Source organism: Trueperaceae bacterium (assembly GCA_019454765.1).
Lineage (GTDB): Bacteria > Deinococcota > Deinococci > Deinococcales > Trueperaceae > JAAYYF01.
This window is the reverse complement of sequence record JACFNR010000007.1, coordinates 60048-80532: the sequence shown is the minus strand read 5'-3', so window position 1 is coordinate 80532 and position 20485 is coordinate 60048. Positions and strand designations below refer to the sequence as shown.

General features: G+C 73.9%; 17 protein-coding genes. 11 read left to right on the top strand and 6 right to left on the bottom strand.

Annotated features, from left to right (window positions below; genetic code table 11):
* Positions 1 to 8 precede the first annotated feature (8 nt).
* From H3C53_03885 to H3C53_03865, 5 genes are all read right to left on the bottom strand, one after another.
* Positions 9 to 890 (bottom strand): metallophosphoesterase family protein, encoded by an 882-nt coding sequence (locus H3C53_03885; GenBank protein ID MBW7915817.1) that lies wholly within the window; start codon positions 888 to 890, stop codon positions 9 to 11.
* A 71-nt stretch (positions 891 to 961) separates the two neighbouring features.
* Entirely contained in the window at positions 962 to 1768 is an 807-nt protein-coding gene (gene aroE, locus H3C53_03880; protein ID MBW7915816.1) for a shikimate dehydrogenase, read from the bottom strand.
* Between the two features lie 65 nt (positions 1769 to 1833).
* Positions 1834 to 2868 carry an aminotransferase class I/II-fold pyridoxal phosphate-dependent enzyme gene (locus tag H3C53_03875; protein MBW7915815.1) on the bottom strand — a complete coding sequence of 345 codons (1035 nt, stop codon included), beginning with the start codon at positions 2866 to 2868 and terminating at the stop codon, positions 1834 to 1836.
* 55 nt (positions 2869 to 2923) lie between these two features.
* On the bottom strand, positions 2924 to 4291 hold the full coding sequence (trmFO, locus tag H3C53_03870; GenBank protein ID MBW7915814.1) for a methylenetetrahydrofolate--tRNA-(uracil(54)-C(5))-methyltransferase (FADH(2)-oxidizing) TrmFO: 1368 nt from the start codon (positions 4289 to 4291) through the stop codon (positions 2924 to 2926).
* 5 nt (positions 4292 to 4296) lie between these two features.
* The gene (locus H3C53_03865; GenBank protein ID MBW7915813.1) at positions 4297 to 5790 is read right to left on the bottom strand and encodes a hypothetical protein; all 1494 of its coding nucleotides are present in this window, start codon (positions 5788 to 5790) and stop codon (positions 4297 to 4299) included.
* A gap of 65 nt (positions 5791 to 5855) precedes the next feature.
* Here H3C53_03865 and H3C53_03860 point away from each other — a divergent pair, with 65 nt between their 5' ends.
* Positions 5856 to 6977, top strand: a complete 1122-nt coding sequence (locus H3C53_03860) for a DUF3298 domain-containing protein (protein MBW7915812.1) — start codon at positions 5856 to 5858, stop codon at positions 6975 to 6977.
* 42 nt (positions 6978 to 7019) lie between these two features.
* Here the strand turns inward: H3C53_03860 and H3C53_03855 are convergent, their stop codons facing one another.
* Positions 7020 to 8462 carry a hypothetical protein gene (locus H3C53_03855; GenBank protein ID MBW7915811.1) on the bottom strand — a complete coding sequence of 481 codons (1443 nt, stop codon included), beginning with the start codon at positions 8460 to 8462 and terminating at the stop codon, positions 7020 to 7022.
* 121 nt (positions 8463 to 8583) lie between these two features.
* Here H3C53_03855 and H3C53_03850 point away from each other — a divergent pair, with 121 nt between their 5' ends.
* The 10 genes from H3C53_03850 to acs all read left to right on the top strand — a co-directional run bounded on the left by H3C53_03850 (position 8584) and on the right by acs (position 20454).
* A complete protein-coding gene (locus tag H3C53_03850; GenBank protein MBW7915810.1) occupies positions 8584 to 9660 on the top strand; it encodes a hypothetical protein in 1077 nt (358 codons plus the stop codon).
* Positions 9657 to 10421: a TrmH family RNA methyltransferase gene (locus H3C53_03845; protein MBW7915809.1), complete on the top strand. Its 765-nt coding sequence runs from the start codon at positions 9657 to 9659 to the stop codon at positions 10419 to 10421. The genes H3C53_03850 and H3C53_03845 overlap by 4 nt, the downstream gene beginning before the upstream one ends.
* 64 nt (positions 10422 to 10485) lie before the next feature.
* A complete protein-coding gene (locus H3C53_03840; GenBank protein MBW7915808.1) occupies positions 10486 to 10710 on the top strand; it encodes a hypothetical protein in 225 nt (74 codons plus the stop codon).
* A gap of 66 nt (positions 10711 to 10776) precedes the next feature.
* Entirely contained in the window at positions 10777 to 12165 is a 1389-nt protein-coding gene (locus H3C53_03835; protein ID MBW7915807.1) for a GGDEF domain-containing protein, read from the top strand.
* 36 nt (positions 12166 to 12201) lie between these two features.
* A complete protein-coding gene (locus tag H3C53_03830; protein MBW7915806.1) occupies positions 12202 to 12744 on the top strand; it encodes a hypothetical protein in 543 nt (180 codons plus the stop codon).
* Positions 12745 to 12822: 78 nt separating this feature from the next.
* Positions 12823 to 13944: a M20 family metallopeptidase gene (locus tag H3C53_03825; GenBank protein MBW7915805.1), complete on the top strand. Its 1122-nt coding sequence runs from the start codon at positions 12823 to 12825 to the stop codon at positions 13942 to 13944.
* A 5-nt stretch (positions 13945 to 13949) separates the two neighbouring features.
* Complete coding sequence (lnt, locus tag H3C53_03820; GenBank protein MBW7915804.1) at positions 13950 to 15548, top strand: apolipoprotein N-acyltransferase; 1599 nt, start codon at positions 13950 to 13952, stop codon at positions 15546 to 15548.
* Positions 15549 to 15557: 9 nt separating this feature from the next.
* A complete protein-coding gene (gene trkA / locus H3C53_03815) occupies positions 15558 to 16910 on the top strand; it encodes a Trk system potassium transporter TrkA (protein MBW7915803.1) in 1353 nt (450 codons plus the stop codon).
* 8 nt (positions 16911 to 16918) lie between these two features.
* Positions 16919 to 18385 (top strand): TrkH family potassium uptake protein, encoded by a 1467-nt coding sequence (locus H3C53_03810; protein MBW7915802.1) that lies wholly within the window; start codon positions 16919 to 16921, stop codon positions 18383 to 18385.
* 122 nt (positions 18386 to 18507) lie between these two features.
* The gene (gene acs, locus H3C53_03805) at positions 18508 to 20454 is read left to right on the top strand and encodes an acetate--CoA ligase (GenBank protein MBW7915801.1); all 1947 of its coding nucleotides are present in this window, start codon (positions 18508 to 18510) and stop codon (positions 20452 to 20454) included.
* Positions 20455 to 20485: the final 31 nt, after the last annotated feature.

Genomic DNA, 20485 nt, shown 5'->3' with positions numbered 1-20485 from the left:
GCCGGGCCTCACGGCTCGGGCGACGCGCTCACCGTTGGCTCCATGGTCGGCAGGACGAAGCGCGCCGCGGCCAGCCGCCGGTACTCGGCCCAACCGGTCAGGTCGCGCTCGAACCGGCCCTCCTCGCAGCGCATCAGGAACGGCACGATGTACGACCGGGCGTGGATCAGCTCCTCGCGGAAGATGTGGGCGGAGAGGCCCCCGCCGTCCGCGAGCCCGGACGCGGCGTAGGCCGCCACGGTGCGGCCGATGTCGTACGGCACGCGCCGGAACTCGGGTGACCACGCGCCGCCGCTCAAGGTCAGGAGGAGGTACTGGGCGCGCGGGTCGCCGTTGAAGGGGGCGCCAACCGAGCCGCTATTCAAGACGGTGTAGCGCGCCCAGCGCTGCAGGTGCGGGCGGTGGGTGTGGGAGCCGACGAGCACGTCCGCCGGGTACTCCTCGACGATCTCCGAGATGGTCTCCGGCGTGAGCGACGGGCCGTAGCCCTCGCGGTAATGGCGGGGGCTGCCGTGCGACACCAGCAGGACCGGCGCGCCGGCCTCGGCCACGCGGATCGTCATGGGGCGCCGGCGGACGCCCGCGAGCAGGCCGGCGGCCGCCAGCGCGGCGGCCGTCATGCGGTTGCCGCTCCAGAACGGGTCCTCCAGGCCCTCGCCGAGGTCCGGGTGGCGCTCGTGCACCATCACCATCAGGTCGTCGTGGTTGCCGAGGGTCGTCTCGTACGGCAGCTCAGCCAGGAGCCGCTCCACCTCCACGCTCTGCGGGCCGCGGTTGACGGAGTCGCCGTTGACGATGACGCGGTCGACGCGCTGGCGTTCGACGTCGGCGAGGACCGCCTCGAGGGCGGCCAGGTTGCCGTGCACGTCTGCCAGGATCGCGATACGCACGAGGCCGATACTACCAACCCGCGACGCGGCGCCGGGGGCCGCCGCGCGCTGAAGCGCCAGAAGCGGCGCCCTCAACGCTCCCCCGCGAGCGCCTCCTCCACCGCGCGGCGCATGACGCCGACGGGCGCCTCCAGCCCGGTCCAGGCAGCCTGCGACAGCGCCCCTTGGCCGACGAGCATCGCCACGCCGTTCTGGCACCGCGCGCCCAGCGCGGCCGCCGCCGCCAGGAGCGGCGTGACTGCCGGACGGTAGACGAGGTCGACCACGACGGCGCCGCCGGCGAGCCGCGCCAGGTCCGCCCGCGTTAGCAGCGGCAGGCCGTCCGGCGCGGGACCGCCGGCCATGCCGACGCTGGTGGTGTTCACGACCAGGTCCACGCCGCTCGCGCGCGCCGTGCCGGCCCCAAGCGCGAGCAGGGCGCCGGGGCCGGCGCCCGCTGCCAGCAGGTCGCCGGCGAGCCGCGCCGCCCGCTCGGGATCGCGGTTGAGCACGCTCACGTCCGCGCCCAGGCGCGCCAGTGCCCATACGACGGCCCTGGCCGCGCCGCCGGCGCCGAGCACCAGCGCGGCGAAGCCGCCGCGCGCGAACTCAGGCGCCAGCTCGAGGAGCCCGGCCACGAACCCCGCGCCGTCGGTGTTGGAGCCCACGAGGGTGCCGCCCGCGTTCACGACGGTGTTGACGGCGCCGAGGGCGCCCGCTTCCTCCTCGACGCGGTCGACGAGCCGCAGCGCCGCCTGCTTGTGCGGGACGGTCACGTTGGCGCCGAGCACCTCGGGCCGCCGCAGCCGCTCGAACGCGGCCGGTAGGTCGGCCGGGGCCACGTCGAGCGCCGCGTACTCGACGCGCGCGCCCAACGCGGCGAAGGCGGCGTTGTGCATGAGCGGGCTGAGGGAGTGCCCCGCCGGGTGGGCGAGGAGCCACACCCTGGCGGTCGCGGCCCGGCTCACGCGGCGCGGCCCAGCGCCCGCGCCTCGCGCGCGATGACCTCGAGCGCCAGTTCGACGCCGGCGTCGTCCACCTGATGGTGCGTGACGAGCCGCACGGTGGTCGGCCCCATGCTGCCGATCCCCACCCCGGCCGCCGCGCAGCGCGCCGCCAACGCCGCCGCGTCGCTCACCCGGAGGTAGACCATGTTGGTCTGTACGGCCGCGAGGTCCAACGTCACCTCCGGCACGCGGCTCAACCCCTCGGCAAGGCGCCTGGCGCGCGCGTGGTCGGCCGGCAGGCGCGCCGGCATCCGCTCGAGGGCCACGAGGCCCGCCGCCGCCAACACGCCCGCCTGGCGCATGCCGCCGCCCAGCATCTTGCGGTAGCGGTGCGCCTCGCGCAGGAACGCCACGCTGCCGAGGAGCAGGCTGCCGACGGGGGCGCCGAGGCCCTTCGAGAGGCAGAGCGACGCGCTGTCGAAGCCGTGGGTGACGGCGGACACGGGCACGCCGAGGGCGGCCGCGGCGTTGAAGGCCCGGGCGCCGTCGAGGTGCACCGGCAACCCCTCCTCGCGCGCCACCGCCTGCACGTCCCGCATGGCCGCGAGCGGCACCACGGCGCCGCCGGCCATGTTGTGGGTGTTCTCGAGCACGACGAGCCCGGTGGGGGCCTGGTGGACGCTGCGCCTGATGGCCGCGCGCACGGCCTGGGCGGTCGGCGCTCCGCCCGGCGCCTCGACGAGCCGCGGAAGCGCGCCCGCGATCGTCGCCATGGCGCCCGGCTCGAACTCGTAAACGTGCGCCCCCATGGGCGCGATCACCTCCGAGCCGCGCCGCACGTGCACCGCGATGGCGATCTGGTTGCTCATGGTGCCGGACGGCACGAACAGGGCGCCCTCGAAGCCGGTCAGTTCCGCCGCCACCGCCTGGAGGCGGTTGACGGTCGGGTCCTCGGCGTAGACGTCGTCGCCCACCGGCGCCTCCGCCATGGCGGCGCGCATCTCGGCGGTGGGGAGCGTGACCGTGTCGGAGCGTAGGTCGACGGCGAACATGCGGCATTCTATGTGAGGGGCTCGCGACCGACCCCGGAAGCGGCCCGCGGCCGGGTCAGTCCGCCGCGTCGCCCGCCGCCGCCCCGGAGGCCGACACGGTCGCGTGGCGCTCGTCGCGCCCCGTCAACCACCCCTCGAAGGCCGCGAGGCCGCGGCGGTACATGGCCTCGCGCCGTTCGCGCTTGCCCTGGCCCTTCACCTTGGGAGCGTCGGGCACGAGGCCCCAGTTGGCGTTCATGGGCTGGAAGCCGTCCGACCTCGCGCTGGCCAGGTAGCGCACCAGGCCGCCCAACATGCTCTCGGCCGGCGGGACGCGGGGAGCGGCGCCCAGAACGGCGCGAGCGGCGTTGCCGCCCGCCAGCCAGCCGGTCGCGGACGACTCCAGGTACCCCTCCGTGCCGGCGAGCACCCCCGCCACGAAGAGGCGCGGGTGCTCGCGCATGGCCAGGGTGGGGGCCAGCAGCTGCGGGGCGTTCAGGTAGGTGTTGCGGTGCATCACGCCGTAACGCACCACCTCGGCGTCCTGCAGGCCCGGGATCGACTGCACCAGCGTCTTCTGGTCGCCCCACTTCAGGCCGGTCTGGAACCCGACCAGCGACCACATGCGGCCGGCGGCGTCCTCCTGCCTGAGCTGCACCACGGCGTGGAAGCGCTCGCCGGTGGTCGGGTGCTCGAGGCCCACCGGCTTCATCGGACCGAAGCGCAACGTGTCGACGCCCCTGCGCCCCAGCTCCTCGATCGGCATGCAACCCTCGAAGAACTCGAGCTTCTCCCAGTCGTGCGGCGTGTGCGAGCGGGCGTTCTCCAGCGCGGCGTGGAAGGCGGCGTACTGTTCACGCGTGAGCGGCAGGTTGAGGTAGTCGGCGGCCTGATCGTAGCGACCCTTGCGGTAGGCGACGCTCATGTCGATCGAGTCGAAGGCGACCACGGGGGCGGCGGCGTCGTAGAAGCCAAGGAAGTCGTGGCCGACCACGCGCCTGAGGTCCGCGGCGAGCGCGTCCGAGGTGAGCGGCCCGGTGGCGAGCACGACGGTGCCGTCCGGCACCCGCGTCAGCTCGGAGGCGTGGACGGTGATGAGCGGTTCGTCCCTCACGGCGCGCGTGACCGCCGCGGAGAAGGCCTCGCGGTCGACCGCCAGGGCGCCCCCGGCCGGCACCCGGTGCGCGTGGGCGCTGCGCATGATCACGCCGCCGGCCGCCAGCATCTCCGCCTGGAGCAGCCCCTTGGCGTTGCTCTCCGCCTCGCCGCCGAACGAGTTGGAGCAGACGAGCTCGGCGAAGTCGCCCGTCCGGTGAGCGGGGGTCAGCTTGGCGGGGCGCATCTCGAACAGGTCGACGGCGACGCCTGCACGGGCGGCGGCGAGGGCGGCCTCGCTGCCGGCCATGCCGGCGCCGACCACGGTGATGCGGGGAGCGAACGTCATGCCGGTCAGCCTAGCACCGGCTCCTCGCCGTCCAGCCACTCGAGCGCGACCCTGAAGAAGCGGTCGCTCGACCAGTACGCCTGGTGGGCCCGCAACGGGTTGCCCACGGGTAGCCTCACGCGCACGTCGACGCGGTAGTGCTCGAGGCGGTCGGAGAGGACGTCGCCGGGGGCGTGCACCGCCCACCAGCGCAGGTCCCGGAACGGGAGAGAGTAGGGCGCGGCCAGGTACGGCCCGTAGTCGCGCAGGCCGGGTCGGCGCCTCACCCCGTGGAGGAACGAGATCAGTTGGCTCCTTATGGCCTCCCCCTCCTCGGGGCGCTGCCTGAAGAAGTAGGCGACCTTGTCGAGCGGCGAGCCGAAGGTGAGGAGCCCCCTCACGCGGCGCAGGACCGGGTCGTCCGCGGCGCCGGGCGCGCGCGCCATGCGGTCGAGGATGTCCAGGGCTATCACGCTGCCCAACGAGTGGCCCGCCAGGTAGACCTCGCCGTAGCCGGCGGCGAGCAGGTCCCTCACCAGCGCCTCGCCCTCGTCGAGTATGGCGCGGCGCGTGCGCGCCCTCGCGGAGACGCGGTCGCTCGTGACGTAGAGCGCGATGTCGGCGACGTGCGTGAGGAGGTAGCGGCGGGCTGCCGCGGCCACCCAGAGCGCGAGCGCGGCGGTTGCGATGCCCGGCTCGGCGAGGAGGGCCGCGGCCGCCGCGCGGTAATCGCCGAGGAGCGGCCGGGCGGCGAGCGTCACCAGGGCAGCAGTGATCACGAGGCCGCCGGCGACCGCCGTCGCCGGCCCCCGCCACCCACCGGACGCCGGCCCGAACATGCCCGCCCAGGCGCCACGGCCGCCGTGCCGCCGCGCGACGCGGGCGGCCTCGAGGCTCGACAGCAGTAGGTCGCGCCCCAGGGCCACGGCGGTGACGACGAGACACCCAAGGGTTAGGAGGAGCGCCGCCTCCCCGATGGAGGGTTCGGGTAGCGCCCGACCCGCCCGGCGCAACGCCGCCACGACGGTGTCGGCGCGGCCGAGGACTGCGAGGAAGGCGACGAACAGGGCCGCCGCGCCCCCGGCCAACGCGATCACCTGCAGGAGTTGCGTCCCAAGGGCGGCCGCCAGCCGCCGCGGCGACGCGCCGTTGGCGAGGTAGGGGACCTGGCGCCTGAAGTCGAGTCCGGCGACGCTCACGCCCAGCAGCCAGGCGAACGCCTCCAGCGCCCCGAGGCGACCCACGGAGTGCTCGGCCCAGTGGTACTCGAAGACGTCGAGGTCGCCGCGCCCGTCACGCTCGAGCCTGACCGCGGGCCGCAGGCGCCCGCCGAGCCGCTCCGTCAGGAGGCGGGGCGCCGCCACGGCGGTACCCACCGGGGTCCCCACGGGGCCTCCCGCCTCCTGAGCGGCGGCGCGCACGACCCCCTGCGCGAACGCCCCCAGGGTGCGCAAGGGCGCCTGCTTACCGATACCGTGGATCACGACCAGCGCGACGCGCCGTTCCCCCTCGCTCGCCATCACTCATCCTAGGCCGGTGCGCCCGGTCCTGCCGAAGGCGCCCCTCCCTCCGGGTAGACTCGGGCATGAACTGTCACAGACAAGTGAGAGGTCGCCGCGGGCGGCGAGGCGCGGCCGGGGTCATCGCCGCGCTCCTGCTGCTTGGCATGGGCCTCGCCGCCGCCGCCGACCCGGCGCCGTGGCGGGCGCTCTACGCGGGCACCGTGGGGCTCGACGACGTCGTCGTCGACCTGACCTTCGTGGGTGAGGGCGTGGCGCACGCGCGCGTCCTAAGCAACAGCCGCGGCATGGTGTTGACGGGCGTCGGGACGGTCGAGGACGAGGACGTGGTCGAGGTCGACCTGGCCGCGGTCGCGCCGGGTGGCGCGCCGAGTCTCGACATCCTCTACCTGGAGTCGGGCTCCGCCCCACCCGACCTACCCGCCGGCGCGAGCGCCGGTCACCTGAGCGGCCGCCTCCACCCGACGTGGCAGGACGACGGGGCGCGCCTCGAGTTGACTTTGACGCTGGACGGCGTCGCCGGCGCCGCCACCCTGGCGCGGGTGGCCCAGTACGCCTACCTGCGCCTGTCGGAGGGCCGCCTTGACGCCGGCTCGGCGTGGCCGCGCTTCACTCCGTCGGCGCTGCGGTCGGTGGCGGGCGGCCTGGAGGCCGGCGCCTTCGACCAGGTCGGGACGTTCATCTCCGAGGGGCGCGCGAGCGCCGACGCGGACGGACTCGGCTGGGGGTGGACGAGCGACGACTACGTCGACCTCGCCGGGGCGGCCGGCGCCTTCCTGAGCCTGCTCACGAGCTCCTCGACCTACACGGGCGGCGCGCACCCCAACAGCTACTACTCCTCCAGCCTGCTCGAGGTCGGCCCCACCGGCGCCGCCAGGGTGGCCCTGCCGGAACTCTTCGACGAGGACGCGGACTGGGAGGCGGTCCTCACGGCCCGGGTCACCGCCGACCTGTTGCGCCAGGGGGCCGAGTGGATCGAGGGCGGCGCCGTCGTGGAGCCGTCCGACCTGACGACCTTCACCCTGGGGCCGGCCGGCCTCACCTTCGTCTTCGATCCGTACGCGGTGGGGCCGTACGTGCAGGGCGAGTTCACCGTCACCGTCCCCTTCGGCGAGGTGGCGGCGTTGGCGCGCGAGGGCGGAGCGCTCGAGGCGTTCGTGCGGGCGGTTCCAGCCACGACCTGGTGAGCGCGCCACCAGGCGGCGCCGCTCCCGCGCGCCTCCCGAGGCTCAGCGGAAGCCGCGCCGCCTAGGACGGAGCCCGCGCAGCAACCAGGCGACGAGGGCAAGCACGACGAGCGAGGCGCCGAAGAGTAGCAGCGCCACGTGGTTCCGCAGCGGGACCAGCACGGCGTCGGCGGGTAGCCGGGCCAGAAGGTAAGCGGCGAGCCCGCCCAGCGCAGCAGGCACCCCCTCGGCGGCAGCGCCGACTGGCAGGGCGGCGTCGGGGTTGACCCAGAGCCGCAGCCTGTCGAGGAGGTAGGCGCCCGGCGCGGCCGCCAGCAGCACCGCGAGTCCGGGGTTGACGAGCCGCATCAGCCCGCGCGAGAACCCCACCACCAGAGCCGCTAGCAGGACGGCCACGATCCCCGCGAGGTAGGTGAGACCGAGGTACCGACCGTGCGCCGGGGCGGCGAAGGCGTCGACGAGCGGCGCGACGGCGCGAACGCGCTGCGCCTGGTCCGCCCGCGTGAGCTGCGCGGCGGCGAGCGCGCCGCCGCCCTCGTAGGCGCGCTCCGCCAACGTGCGCACCACGAGCGCGTCCGCCTGCTCGGCGGTCAACCCGGCGAGGCTCGCGGCCGGCAGCAGGCCACTCAGCCCGCCCGCCCCGTCGGACCGGGCGCCGGCGAGGACGGCCTTGGCCTCCTCCAGGCGGACCGCCATCTCGGCCACGTGTCCGCTGAGGATCGCCGCGAACAGCTCGTGGAGCTGGGCGCGGGCTCGGGTGTCGACGGCGCGCGTTAGGCGCGCGCGCAGGTTGTCGTTGGTGACGAGCGCCAGGGCCCGGTCGAGGCCCCCATCCATGACCTGGGCAGCGAGCCCGGCCACCACGGCGTTGCCGATCTCCCGGTTGCTCGCGCCCTGCAGCTCGCGCGGCGGGAACGTGAGGAACACGCCCACGATCGGTTGAACGCGCTCGCCGGGGTTGGCCGCCGCCTGGGCCGGCCAGTCGGCCAGCCGCGTGCCGTCGTCGAGTCCGGCGGGGAGCAGCTCGCGCGCCACGTCGGCCGTGACCAGCTCGACCACCGGTCCGGCGAGCGCGATGTCGAGCTGGCGCCTAAGCTCCGGGTTGGTGGCGGCAGCGAGGAGCGCCGCCTGCCCTGCCGTGACGAGCTTGTCGCTCAGCACGCCGGCGCCGCGGCTCACGGCCGCCTCGACGGTGAAGTCGGGGATCTCGGTGGCGTCCGCGTAGACCTCGAGCCCCGGCAGCAGCATCAGCGGCTCACCCGCGCGGTACTGAGTCAGGGTCTTGACGCCGACGCCCGTGCCGCCCGCACCGGGTAGGAGGGTCACCTCCAGCACGCCCCGGACGAGGTCGACGCCGGCGCGTGGCCCGCTGAGTTGGGCCAGGCTGAAGAGCACCACGCCCGCGGCGAGCGCGGCGGCCAACGCCAGGGCGCTCGCCCATGTGAGATCGCGTTGCCAGGCAGGTTGCCGCTCGGTCCTGTACATTCGCTCCGTCCTAGTCCGGTCACCCGGGGGCCGCGGCGGCAGGAACCCCGGTCGCGGCGCCCACCGTGGTCGCTCCGCCACCTTACCGCGCCGCCTCGCGGGCTGCGCTTAGCATGGGGGCATGACGGCAGTCTCGAGAGTGGTGGTCGTGCCCCTGGTGGGCCCGTTCCACACACGTTTCCCACGCTACAACGCCTTCGACGTCCGCGACGCCATCAGGGCCGCGGGCACGCCCGCCCTCGCGCTGGCGCCCGTCGCGCCCGGCGCGCTGCAGGACCCCGCCTGGCAGGCCACCGACGAGATCGCCTTGCCCCTCGCCGTGGTGCCGTGGGCACGCTGCGCCGGGGTGGCGGTCTACGAGGTCGGCTGTCCGATCGGCGGGGCGGGGGCTCCGGGCGCCGCCGGGGCGCCTGAGGCCGCAGAGGACGCGCGCCGCTTCGAGGAGGTGCTGGGCCGCGCCGAGTCGGGCCAGGAGCACCTGCGCAAGGTGCGAGCTGCGCAGGCGCCCGTCGAGGAGCTGCTGGCGACGCCGCTCGGCCACGCGCGCGTCCGGGACGAACTCGTGCCGGCCGTCGCCGCCTACCAGCGCACCCGGGCCGAGCTGTTCGGCGAGGGCCCGGGCACGGGCTGGCTGGCGGCTCGCGCGAAGGTGATGGCGGAGCGGGTCCTCGCCCTCCCGCACGAACGGGTTGCCCTCCTGGCGGCGGTGGACGAGCTGCCGGCGCTGGAGGACGCCCTGGCAGGGCGGGTGACGCTCGAGCGCCTCGAGGCGACGCCCGAGCCGAGCCAGGAGGCGCGCGACCGCGCCCTCCTCGATCACGCCATGCAGGGCGCGGCGGAGGAGCCGGGCTCGCTGCTCGAGGCCCTGCGGCGCCTGGGCACCCCGGAGGCCACCTACCTCGAGGCCAACGTGCTGCTGGAACACGACCATCCGGCGGAGGCCCTCGAGGCCCTCGAGCGCGCCATGCGCTCCGACTTCCAGGAGCCCTACTACCTGCCCGGGTTCGTGCTCGCGCGCCTCGGCCAGGTCTACGACATGGCGGGCAGGCGGGACGACGCCCTGCGGGCCTACCGCGGCGTCCTGGCCCTCGGGTACGCGCCGCCCGAGGCCGTGGATGTCGCCAGGTCCGGCCTGACGCAGCCGTTCGGCGCCGCCGCCGGCCTGAGCGCCGAGGCCGGACCCGCAGCGGGAGGATGACCCTCCCCGCGGCCCCCACCGGGCTGGCACCGTACACGGCCGGGGCGCCTCACACTTACGCCTTCGGCCACTTCGCCGCCCTGGCCGCCCTGGCCCACCGCCCGGCGGCGGTGACCGCCGTGGTGGCGCACCACGACCTGCCCGAAGGGTGGCGCGCCGCGCTCGTGGCGGCCGCGCGCGAAGCGGGGCTCGAGGTGCGCTGGGATGACGCCGCCGTGAGGCGGCTGCGGCGCCACGAGCAGGTCCTCTGCCTGGCCGTCGTCGCCAAGGCGGAGGACGTCGTGGCGCCGGACGCCGACCACGTGGTGCTCGTGGCGCCGAGCCACGCGGGCAACGTCGGCAGCGCCCTGCGGAGCCTGGCCGCGTTCGGGTTCGACGACGTGGTCCTCGTCGCGCCCCGGGTGGACGCCTGGAGCCCCCACGTGGTGAGGGCGTCGGTCGGGATGCGTTTCGCGCTGAGGTGCCAGGTGGTGGCCTCGACCGCCGACTACCTGGGGGCGCTGAGGGACACGGCGCCGCGCAGGCACTACTGCCTCGTGGCGAGCGGCGCCACCGAGCTCAGGGACGCGACCTTCGCCCGCCCCGCCTCCCTCTGGTTCGGACCCGAGTGGGGCGGCGGCGCGGAAGCCCACGCGGCCCCGCCGGAGGCGGCCCGGGTGCGCATCGACACGCAGCCTCGGGTAGAATCGCTGAACCTCGCCGTCGCCGTGTCGCTCGCCGCCTACCACGCGGCCGGCGGAGCGGCAGGCGGCCGCGGCTGACGTCCTGACCTCCTCCCCCCTTGGCCGGCGAGCAACGGACGCACTTCACGTTCTTAGGGTTCATATGTCGGTTGCAACTGACCAGGCCAGACCCACGGGACGCTACGTACTCGGCGTCCTCGTCGCCATCTTAGTCCTGGCGACGTTCGGCGGGTACTTCCTCTCGGCCGCGCTCGCCCTCTCCGCCGTCACCGTGGCGTTCATCATGCTGCGCAGGCCGCCGCGGACGCTCCCGTGGCGCCTGGCCACCGTGGCCGCCACGCTCTGGGCCGTCGAGGAGATCGTCTGATTCGCGCAGCGGCTCAGCGATCCCACGACCACCCCGCTGATCACCGAGGTCACCTATTACCTCGGGTTGGCGACCTGGTTCGCGGCCATGCTGCTCATGCCCCGCAAGCGGCTGCCCCGCTCGCTGGTCCTGGCGCTGATACCCGCCGTCGGGCTGCTCGTCTGGCTGTTGTTCCTCGACCCGCCCGCCACCATCACCCTCGCCTTCCCCGTGCTCGAGACGCTCCTGGTGATCACCACGCTGCCGCTCCTCGGTGGGGCGATGGCGGGCGGGGCCTCCGAGGGCAGGGTCCTGGTCGTGCTCGGCTTCTACCTGCGGGCGTTGGGCGCCGGCTCCCTGGCGTGGCTCACGGGGACGGAAGCGGGCAGCGCGACCATGGTGCTGTGGCTCATGTCGTACGTCATGCTGGCGCTCGGGCTGCTCATCGAGTTCGACGACATGCACGTGGAGTTCCTGCCGGTGGCGGTGGCCGTCACCAGCCTCCAGGTCGTCAGCAGCGGGCTGCTGCTCGTCCTGTACCGCGCCCGGATCGCCTTCGACCCGTACGTGCTGGTGATCGTCGCGCTGCTCGGTTACATCCAGGTGGCCGTCGTGATCCTGGCGCTCGTCACCAGCCGCGCCGCGCAGCGCGTGGTCGACGGCGAGCTGCGGGCCTGGCAGCGCGCCTTCGACGCGATCACCGAGGTGCCAGAGGACGCCACCGCGCTGGTCACGATGCTACGGGACACCGTGGCGCGCGTGCCTCACGGCTGCGGCATCGAGGTTCACGGCACCGCCTCCGCGGGCACGACCGACGGCTACGCCTACCCGCTCGTGGCCGGCGGGGCGGAGATCGGCAGGATCTACTTCTCGCGGCGCCCGGCCCGCACCTCCGTGCTCGACACGTGCGCTCCCATGCTGGCCACGCGCCTGCACCTGATGAGCGACCGCGACCGTTGGGCCGCCGCGGCCAGAACGGACCCGCTAACCAACCTGCTCAACCGGCGCGGCCTGGAGCTGCGCGCCGGCTTGCTCGTCGGCCAGGCGCACGTGACGGGCGCGGCGTTGAGCGTAGCCATGCTCGACATCGACCACTTCAAGCGCGTCAACGACGTCTACGGTCACGCCGTCGGCGACGAGGTCCTCAAGACCCTGGCGGCGATCTTCACGCAGCACCTGAGGCCGGGTGACCAGGCCGTCCGCTGGGGCGGCGAGGAGTTCGTGGTCGTGCTGCCCGCCGCCGACGCCGAGCAGGCGGTCGAGGTCATGCGACGCGTCAGGCACGCCGTGAGCCAGACGGTGCTCGCCCCGGTGGAGTGGCCGCTGGCCGTGTCGGTCGGGATAGCCGGAGCGGCCACCGTCGAGAACTCGCCCGACGTGCTCAAGCGCCTCATCGACGCCGCCGACGCCGCCCTCGGCCTCGCCAAGCGCGGCGGGCGCAACCGCATCGTGCGCACCGGCGCGCCCCTCGACTAGGCGGCCCGCCGCGGCCGGCGCGGTTATGATCGCGCCATGCGGGAGCTCCTCTACAACGCGGCCAAGCACTTCAAGCGCGGCAAGGCGTTGAGCGAGCGCGGCGACGCCCGTGGCGCCATGGTCGCCTTCGAGGAGGCGCTGAAGGACCTTCACGCCGTCAAGCCGCAGCGCATGCGCGACGTCCTGTTGGCGCAGGTCTACCTGTCGCGCTACGTACTCGGCCAGGACTCCGACCCGCTGCAGGCCGACAGCGACCTCCGGCTCGGGTACAGCTACGCCAGGACCACCGCGGAACCCACTGTCAGGCACCTGGCGGAGACGCTCTGGGAGGAGCGCCGTCGCCGCCCACCCTTGCCCCTGCCGCGCGGCTGGCGTCCGCCGCGCACGCCGCACGCCGCCGGCGCCGAGCGCCGCGACCAACAGGGCGGCGCGCGACAGGAGCGCGGCGGGCAGGGCGGCACCCGCCAGGCGGGCGACAAGCAGGCGGGCGACAGGCAGGGCGGCGACAGGCAGGGCGGTCGCGGTCGCGGCGGTCGCCGGGGTGGCCGCACGCAGGGCGAGCGCCGCGGCGGCCAGTGACCGGCGCCGCCGCCGGCGCGTAGCCCCACCCCCGGCCCGACCCGCGCCACCAGTTAACATCGCGCCATGAGCCAAGCGATCCTCGAGGCCGCGTACGCGGCCGAGCCACGCTACCTGGAACTGCTCGCCGACCTGGTCGAGCGCGAGAGTCCCACCAACGACAAGGCCGCCTGCGACGCGCTGGCCGACCGCCTGGCGGCCCTCATGGCGGACCACGGGTTCGCCGTGACGCGCCACGCTCGCGCGGCCGCCGGCGACATCCTCGAGGGGCGCCGCACGGGCGGAACCGGACCGACGACGCTCCTCCTCTGTCACTACGACACGGTCTGGCCGCTCGGCACCCTCGCCGCCATGCCGTTCCGGCGCGACGGCGACAAGGTCTTCGGTCCCGGGACGGTCGACATGAAGGCCGGCATCGCGACCGCGCTCACGGCACTGACGGTGTTGGACGAGCTGGGACTGCCCCTGGCCGGCGACGTCACCCTGCTGGTCACGAGCGACGAGGAGACGGGCTCGCACGAGTCGCGCGCCCTCATCGAGGCGCTGGCGCGCGAACACGACCGGGTCCTCGTGCTCGAGCCCGGCCGCGACGACGGCGCCCTCAAGGTCGGGCGGAAGGGCGTCGGCACCTTCGAACTCCGCTTCAAGGGGCGCTCGGCCCACGCCGGCAACAACCCGTCCGACGGCGCGAGCGCCCTGCGCGAGCTGGCCCACATGCTCGTCTACGTCGAGGACCTGAGCGACGACGTGGCCGGCACCACCGTCAACGTCACGGTCGCCACCGCGGGCTTCGCCACCAACGTCATCGCCGAGGAGGCCACGGCCTACGTCGACGTGCGCGTCCTCAAGCCGAGCGAGGCGGAGCGCGTGACCCAGGCCGTCAACGGCTATAGCCCACGCGACAAGCGCGTCACGCTCACGGTGACGGGCGGCCTCAACCGTCCGCCGCTGGAACTCACCCCCGCCAACGAGGCCCTGTTCGACGCCGCGCGGGAGGTGGCGGTCCGGCTAGGGCTGGCGGTCGAGGGCGCCGTCGTCGGTGGCGGTTCCGACGGCAACTTCACCTCCGCGCTCGGCGTCGCGACGCTCGACGGGCTCGGCTCCGTGGGCGGCGGCCCTCACGCCCGGCACGAGCACATCCGCGTCACCGGGTCGCTCGAGCGCCTGGCGCTAGTTGCGGGTCTCCTGGCGGCCACCTGACCGCCGTGCCCCTCCTGGCCGCCGCCCTGTGCGGCCTGCTCCTCACGCTCGCCCTGCCGCCGCTCGGTTGGTGGCCGTTCGCCTTCGCGGTGGCGCCGGTCTTCGCGCTCGTCGCGCGGGCGCGGGGCGCGCGCCGGGCGTTCTGGCTGGGAGCGACGTTCGCGGCGCCGTTCTTCGCGCTGTACGTCCTGTGGCTGCCACGCTCCTTCGCCGAGCTCTTCGGGCCGGCGTTCTGGGCGGTCTACCCGTTCATGCTCGCCGTCCTGTCACTCTTCTGGGGGCTGACGACCTGGGGAGCGTGGCGACTGGCGGCCCTCAGCGGCGGGGCGACCCCCCGCGCCAGGGCCCGCCGCACCATCGTCTACCTGCCGCTACTCTGGGTCCTCGTCGAGTGGGCGCGCACGCAGGGCTACTTCGCCTTCCCGTGGGGCACGCTCGGTTACGCCTGGCTCGACACCCCCGTCGCGCAACTCGCGGCACAGGTGGGCGTGTACGGGCTCAGCCTGCTCGTGGTCGTGCCGGCCGCCCTGGCCGCGGCGCCCTGGGCGGCGCCCGCGGCGGCGCCCGCGGCGGCGCCCTGGGCGGCGCCGGCACGCACCCGCGCCGCGCGCGCGGCGCCGGCCACCTTGGCCGCTGCGGTCTTGGTGGGCGCGGCGTTCCTCGCCGGGTTCGCGGCCGACGATGGCGCGCCCGAGCTGGGCGCGCCCGGCTCGGGCGCGCCCGAGCTGCGGGCGCTGCTCGTGCAGGGCGACGTCGACCCGTTCGCGCGCGCGGCCAGCGCCGCGGGTGACCTCAACACCCACCTGCGCCTGACCGAGGACGCCGTCTCGGCCGCGGCGGCCGCCGGCGACCCGCCCTTCGACCTCGTGGTGTGGCCCGAGGGCGCCGTGCTCGGCTACGACCTGGGCGCCGGCGACGCCGGACCGCTCCGCGCCGCCATCACCGACTCGGCACCCGGGGCGACGTTCATCGTGGGCGGCCGCACCTACCGGGGCGGCCGCGACTACAACTCCCTGCTGGCGCTGGAGCGCGGCGCCGCGGTCGGTCGGTACGACAAGCATTACCTCGTCCCCTTCGGCGAGCGCTGGCCGCTCTACGAACCGCTCGAGGGCGTGTACGCCGCCGTGTTCCGCGCGTTCGGGCTCCCCCTGCTGGCGAGCACCTCGCCCGGCGAGACGGTGGCCCCGGTGGCCACGCGTGTCGGGCTCGTCGGCGCCTACGTCTGCTACGAGTCGGTCTTCCCCCAGGTGCAGCGCGAGCTCGTGGCGGATGGCGCCGACGTGTTGGTCCTCGCCACCAACGACGCCTGGTTCGGCGTCGGGGCCGGCGCGTGGCAGCACTTCGACATGGGGCGCCTGCGGGCCATCGAGACGCGTCGCTGGCTCCTCCGCGCCGGCAACGACGGCGTGACGGCCGCCATCGACCCGTGGGGGCGGGTGACGGCGGAGGCGCCGCGGGGCGTCCCGACCACCCTGACCGCGAGCTTCGGGCCCCGCACGGATCTCACCTTCTGGGTCCGTTACGGTGGCCTCACCCCCGCCCTGCTGCTCGCCGCCCTGGTCGCGGCCGCGGGGATCGGCGCGGCGACGCGCCCTCGCCGGTAAGATCGTCGGATGCAGATCGTCATCGTCGGCGGGGGTGAGATCGGCGCGCTGATCGCGGCGCAGCTCCACCGGACCCACAGCGTGACGGTGATCGACCAGGATCCGGAGCGCGAGGCGGCCTTCTCGGCGATGGACGTGCAGTTCGCGCGCGGCAACGGCACCGACCCCGACGACCTGCGCGCGGCGAACGTGGAGCGCGCGAGGGCGTTCATCGCCTGCACGTCGAGCGACGACGTCAACGTCCTCGCCTGCCTCGCCGCCAAGGGTCTGGGCGCCAAGCAGACGTTGGCGTTCGTCACCAGGCAGCGGTACGTTGACGCCTTCAAGCGCGACGGCGCCTTCGAATCCGTTGGCCTCCTGATCGACCGGGTGTTGTGGCCGCAGCGCATCCTGGCGCACCAGATCGCCGACATCGTCAAGGTGCCGCGGGCCATCGACAGCGCCCGCTTCGCCAACGGCCGCATCATGCTCCTCGAGTTCCTGCTGGAGGCTCACGACCCGTTCCTGGGCGCCAGCCTCGGCAGCCTCACGCTGCCGCCCGGCGTGCTCGCCGTGGGCGCGATCAAGGGCGACGCCTTCCTCATCCCCACCGGCCCCACCGTGTTCGAGCCGGGCGACCGCGTCGTCTTCATGGGTTCCACCGAGCGCATGCGGGAGCTGCAGCGCCGCTTCGCGCCCCACAAGCGCTCGCCCAAGGTCGTGATCGTCGGCGGCGGCAACGTCGGTTTCATGGTGGCGCAGCAGCTCGGCGCCAACCGCGCCGAGCTCACCATCATCGAGGAGGACCCCGAGCGGTGCGAGAAGCTGGCGCAGTGGTTGCCGCACGCCCTCGTCCTCAGGGGCGACGGCACCGACCTCGAGCTGCTCGAGCAGGAGCGCGTGGAGGACGCCGACGCCATGGTCGCCGTGACCGACGACGACGCCAAGAACCTGCTCGTGTCGCTCCTCAGCAAGCAGCTCGGCATCCCCAAGGTCGTCACGCGCGTGGGCCGCACCCGCAACCGGCGCCTCTTCATGCGGGTCGGCGTCGACTCGCCCCTCACCCCGCGCGCCGCGGCCGTGCAGGAGGTCCTCAACTGGCTCGGCGTCGACGAGGTCGAGCACCTGGCCACCATCGAGGACCGGGCCGAGGTGATGGAGGTGACGTTCCCGGAGGGCGGCGGTGGGGGGCGCGTCATGGACCTCGGCACGCCCGTCCCGATGCTGATCGGCGCGGTGCTGCGCGACGACCGCATCATCGTGCCCAACGGCGAGACCGTCATCCGCCCAGGCGATCACCTCTACGTCGTCACCGTCCCCGAGGCCGTGGCGAGCGTCGAGGAGTGGCTCGAGGACCGCCGCGGCAGGAAGCAGGGGGAGTGACGCCGGCCGTGGCGGCGCGGCTGGGCACCCGCGGCCGGTTCCTGCCGTACGTGCTGGGGACGGGCCTGCTGGCGCTCAGCGTCGCGGCCGCCCTCTTCTGCGTCTACGCCCTGGCCGTCGGCGACCCGTACGCCGGCTTCCTGCTCACCGCCGTGGCGGCCGTGCCTCTCGGCTGGCTGTTGCGACGCCTCGGCAGCCCCGACGCCGACCCGAGCCGCCGCGAGGCCCTCAACACCGTGCTGCTCTCCTGGTTGCTGCTGCCAGCGCTGGGCGCCATCCCGTACGCCGTGAGCGGCGAGCTTGGGCCCCTCGACGCCTTCTTCGAGTCCATGAGCGGCTTCACGACCACCGGCGCCACCACCATCGCCGACTTCGCGCTCGTTCCCGACACGCTGCTCCTATGGCGGGCCGTGTCGCAGTGGGTGGGCGGCGTGGGCATCCTGGTGCTCTTCCTGGCGGTGTTCCCGCAGCTCGCCATCGCCGGCAGGCAGGTCTTCCACGCGGAGATGCCGGGGCCGAACCAGGAGCGCCTGACCCCGCGCCTGAGGCAGACGGCCCTGGCGGTGGTCACGCTCTACCTCGCCTTCACCCTCGCCTGCGCCGCCGCCTACCTGCTGGCGGGCATGGGACCGTTCGAGGCCCTGGCCCACGCCTTCGGGACGCTGGCCGCCGGCGGCTTCAGTCCCAACGCCAACAGCTTCGCGGCGTACCAGGAACCGGCGCTGCAGTGGATAGGCGTGGTGTTCATGACCCTGTCGGGCACGAGCTTCTTCCTCGTCTACCGCGCGGTGACCGGCCACCCGCGCGACGTGCTGAGGGACCCTGAGTTCCGGGCGTACGCCGGCATCATCCTCACGGCGGGCCTACTGCTGGCCCTCCTGTTGCGCGCCGAGCATGGTGCCGGCGACGCGCTGCGCCACGGCCTCTTCCAGGCCGCCAGCATGGTGACCAGCACCGGCTTCGCCTCCGCCGACTTCCGGGAGTGGGGTCTGCCGGCGCAGGCGATCCTGCTCCTCCTCATGTTCGTGGGCGGTTGCGGCGGCTCGGCCAGCGGGGGCGTGAAAGTGATCCGCTGGCTCCTCATCGTCAAGAACACGGCGCGCGAGGTGAAGCAGGCGCTGCATCCTCGCGCCGTCCTGCCCGTGCGCGTCGGCAACCGGACCGTCCCCGAGGACGTCGTCCGCGCCGTGGCGGCCTTCATCAGCCTCTACGTCGGGCTGTTCGCCGCGACGGCGTTGGGGTTGGTCTTCCTGGGGGCGGACTTCACGAGCGCCGTGAGCGCCTCGATCGCCTCGCTCGGCAACACCGGGCCCGGGCTCGGCCCCTACGCGCCCATCGGGCACCTCGACCACCTGCCCGCGGCCGGGAAGCTCCTGCTCATGTTCGCCATGTACGCCGGCCGTCTGGAGGTCGTGACCGTCTTCATCGTCTTCACGCCCGGCTGGTGGCGGCTGCCGCGCGCGTGGCTGCGGTGAGGGCCGCACCGGACGGGCGGCCGCTGCCGCTCCGAGGGCGCCCGTGCGATAGACTCGCGTGCGAGTACAGGCAACCTTATTCGGTAGGGCGCGGCCCCGCGCCGACCTGACTGGAGGACCCCATGGCCGACACCATCGATTCCATCCTGCAAGAGGATCGCGAGTTCGCCCCTCCCAAGGCGTTCCAGCGCCGGGCCCTGCTGGGGGACCCCGCGGACTACGAGCGCATGTACCGTCAGTCGATCGACGACCCGGAGGCCTTCTGGGGCGAGGCGGCGAAGCGCCACCACTGGTTCGAGCCGTGGAGCAAGGTCGTCGAGTGGGACGAGCCCCACGTCAAGTGGTTCGTGGGCGGCAAGACCAACCTGGCTTACGACTGCCTCGACCGCCAGGTGGCCGAGGGCAAGGCCAACAAGGTCGCCTTCTTCTGGGAGGGCGAGCCGGGCGACAAGCGCACCATCACCTACGGCCAGATGCTCACGGAGGTCAGCCGCTTCGCGAACGTGCTCAAGGGCAAGGGCGTGAAGCTCGGCGACCGGGTGGCCATCTACATGCCCATGATCCCCGAGGCCATCGTGGCCATGCTGGCGTGTGCACGCATCGGCGCCACCCACTCCGTCGTGTTCGGGGGCTTCTCGTCGCACGCCCTGACCGACCGCATCAACGATGCGAAGGCCAGCCTGGTCATCACGGCGGACGGCGGCTACCGCCGCGGCGCCGTGCTGCCCCTCAAGCCGGCCGTCGACGAGGCGCTGGCCTCCAGCCCGAGCGTCAAGCACGTGATCGTGGTGAGGCGCGCCGAGAACGTGGTCGACATGGAGCCGGGACGCGACGAGTGGTACCACGAGCTGATGACGGACGCCTCGGACCAGTGCGAGGCAGTTCCCGTCGACGCCGAGCACCCGGCGTACGTGCTCTACACCTCCGGTTCGACCGGCAAGCCGAAGGGCGTGCTCCACACCGTCGGCGGCTACCTCGTCCACACCTCGCTGACGGCCAAGTACGTCTTCGACCTCCGCGACAACGACATCTTCTGGTGCACGGCCGACATCGGCTGGGTGACGGGGCACTCCTACGTCGTGTACGGCCTCATGTCGAACGGGGCCACGCAGGTGATGTACGAGGGGAACCCCACCTACCCCGCCCCCGACCGCTTCTGGGAGATGATCGAGCGCTACCGCGTGAGCGTGTTCTACACGGCGCCCACGGCCATCCGCGCCTTCATCAAGCTCGGCCGCGAGTGGCCGGAGAAGCACGACCTGTCCAGCCTGCGCCTCATCGGCACAGTGGGCGAGCCCATCAACCCGGAAGCGTGGATGTGGTACCGGCGCGTGATCGGCGGCGACCGTTGCCCCATCGTGGACACGTGGTGGCAGACGGAGACCGGGGCCATCATGATCTCGACCATCCCAGGCGTTCACGCCACCAAGCCCGGTTCGGCGGGGCTGCCCCTATTCGGGGTCGACGCCGCCGTGGTCGACGCGGACGGCAACGACGCGCCCGTCAACCAGGGCGGCTACCTGGTGATGCGGCGCCCGTGGCCCGGCATGCTCCGCACCGTGTACGGCGACGACGACCGCTACCGCAACCAGTACTGGGGCGAGGTCCCGCACGTCTACTTCTCCGGCGACGGCGCCCGCAAGGACGAGGACGGCTACTTCTGGGTGATGGGGCGCGTCGACGACGTGGTCAACGTGTCTGGCCACCGCCTCGGAACGATGGAGGTCGAGTCGGCGCTCGTCTCCCACCCCGCCGTGGCCGAGGCCGCCGTGGTCGGCCGCCCCGACGAGATAAAGGGCCAGGGCATCGTGGCGTTCGTGACGCTCGAGCAGGGGTTCGACGCCACGGCGACCCTGCGCGAGGAGCTCCGCAAGCACGTGGCCACCGAGATCGGCGCCATCGCGCGGCCCGACGAGGTGCGCTTCGCGGACGCTTTGCCCAAGACGCGCTCCGGCAAGATCATGCGCCGCCTCCTTAGGAGCGTGGCCGCCGGCCAGGAGCTGATAGGCGACACCAGTACCCTGGAGGATAGGGGCGTGGTCGAGCAGCTGCAGCGGGACGGCTCCTGAGGGGCCGTAACCGACCGGTGGCTGGTGGACC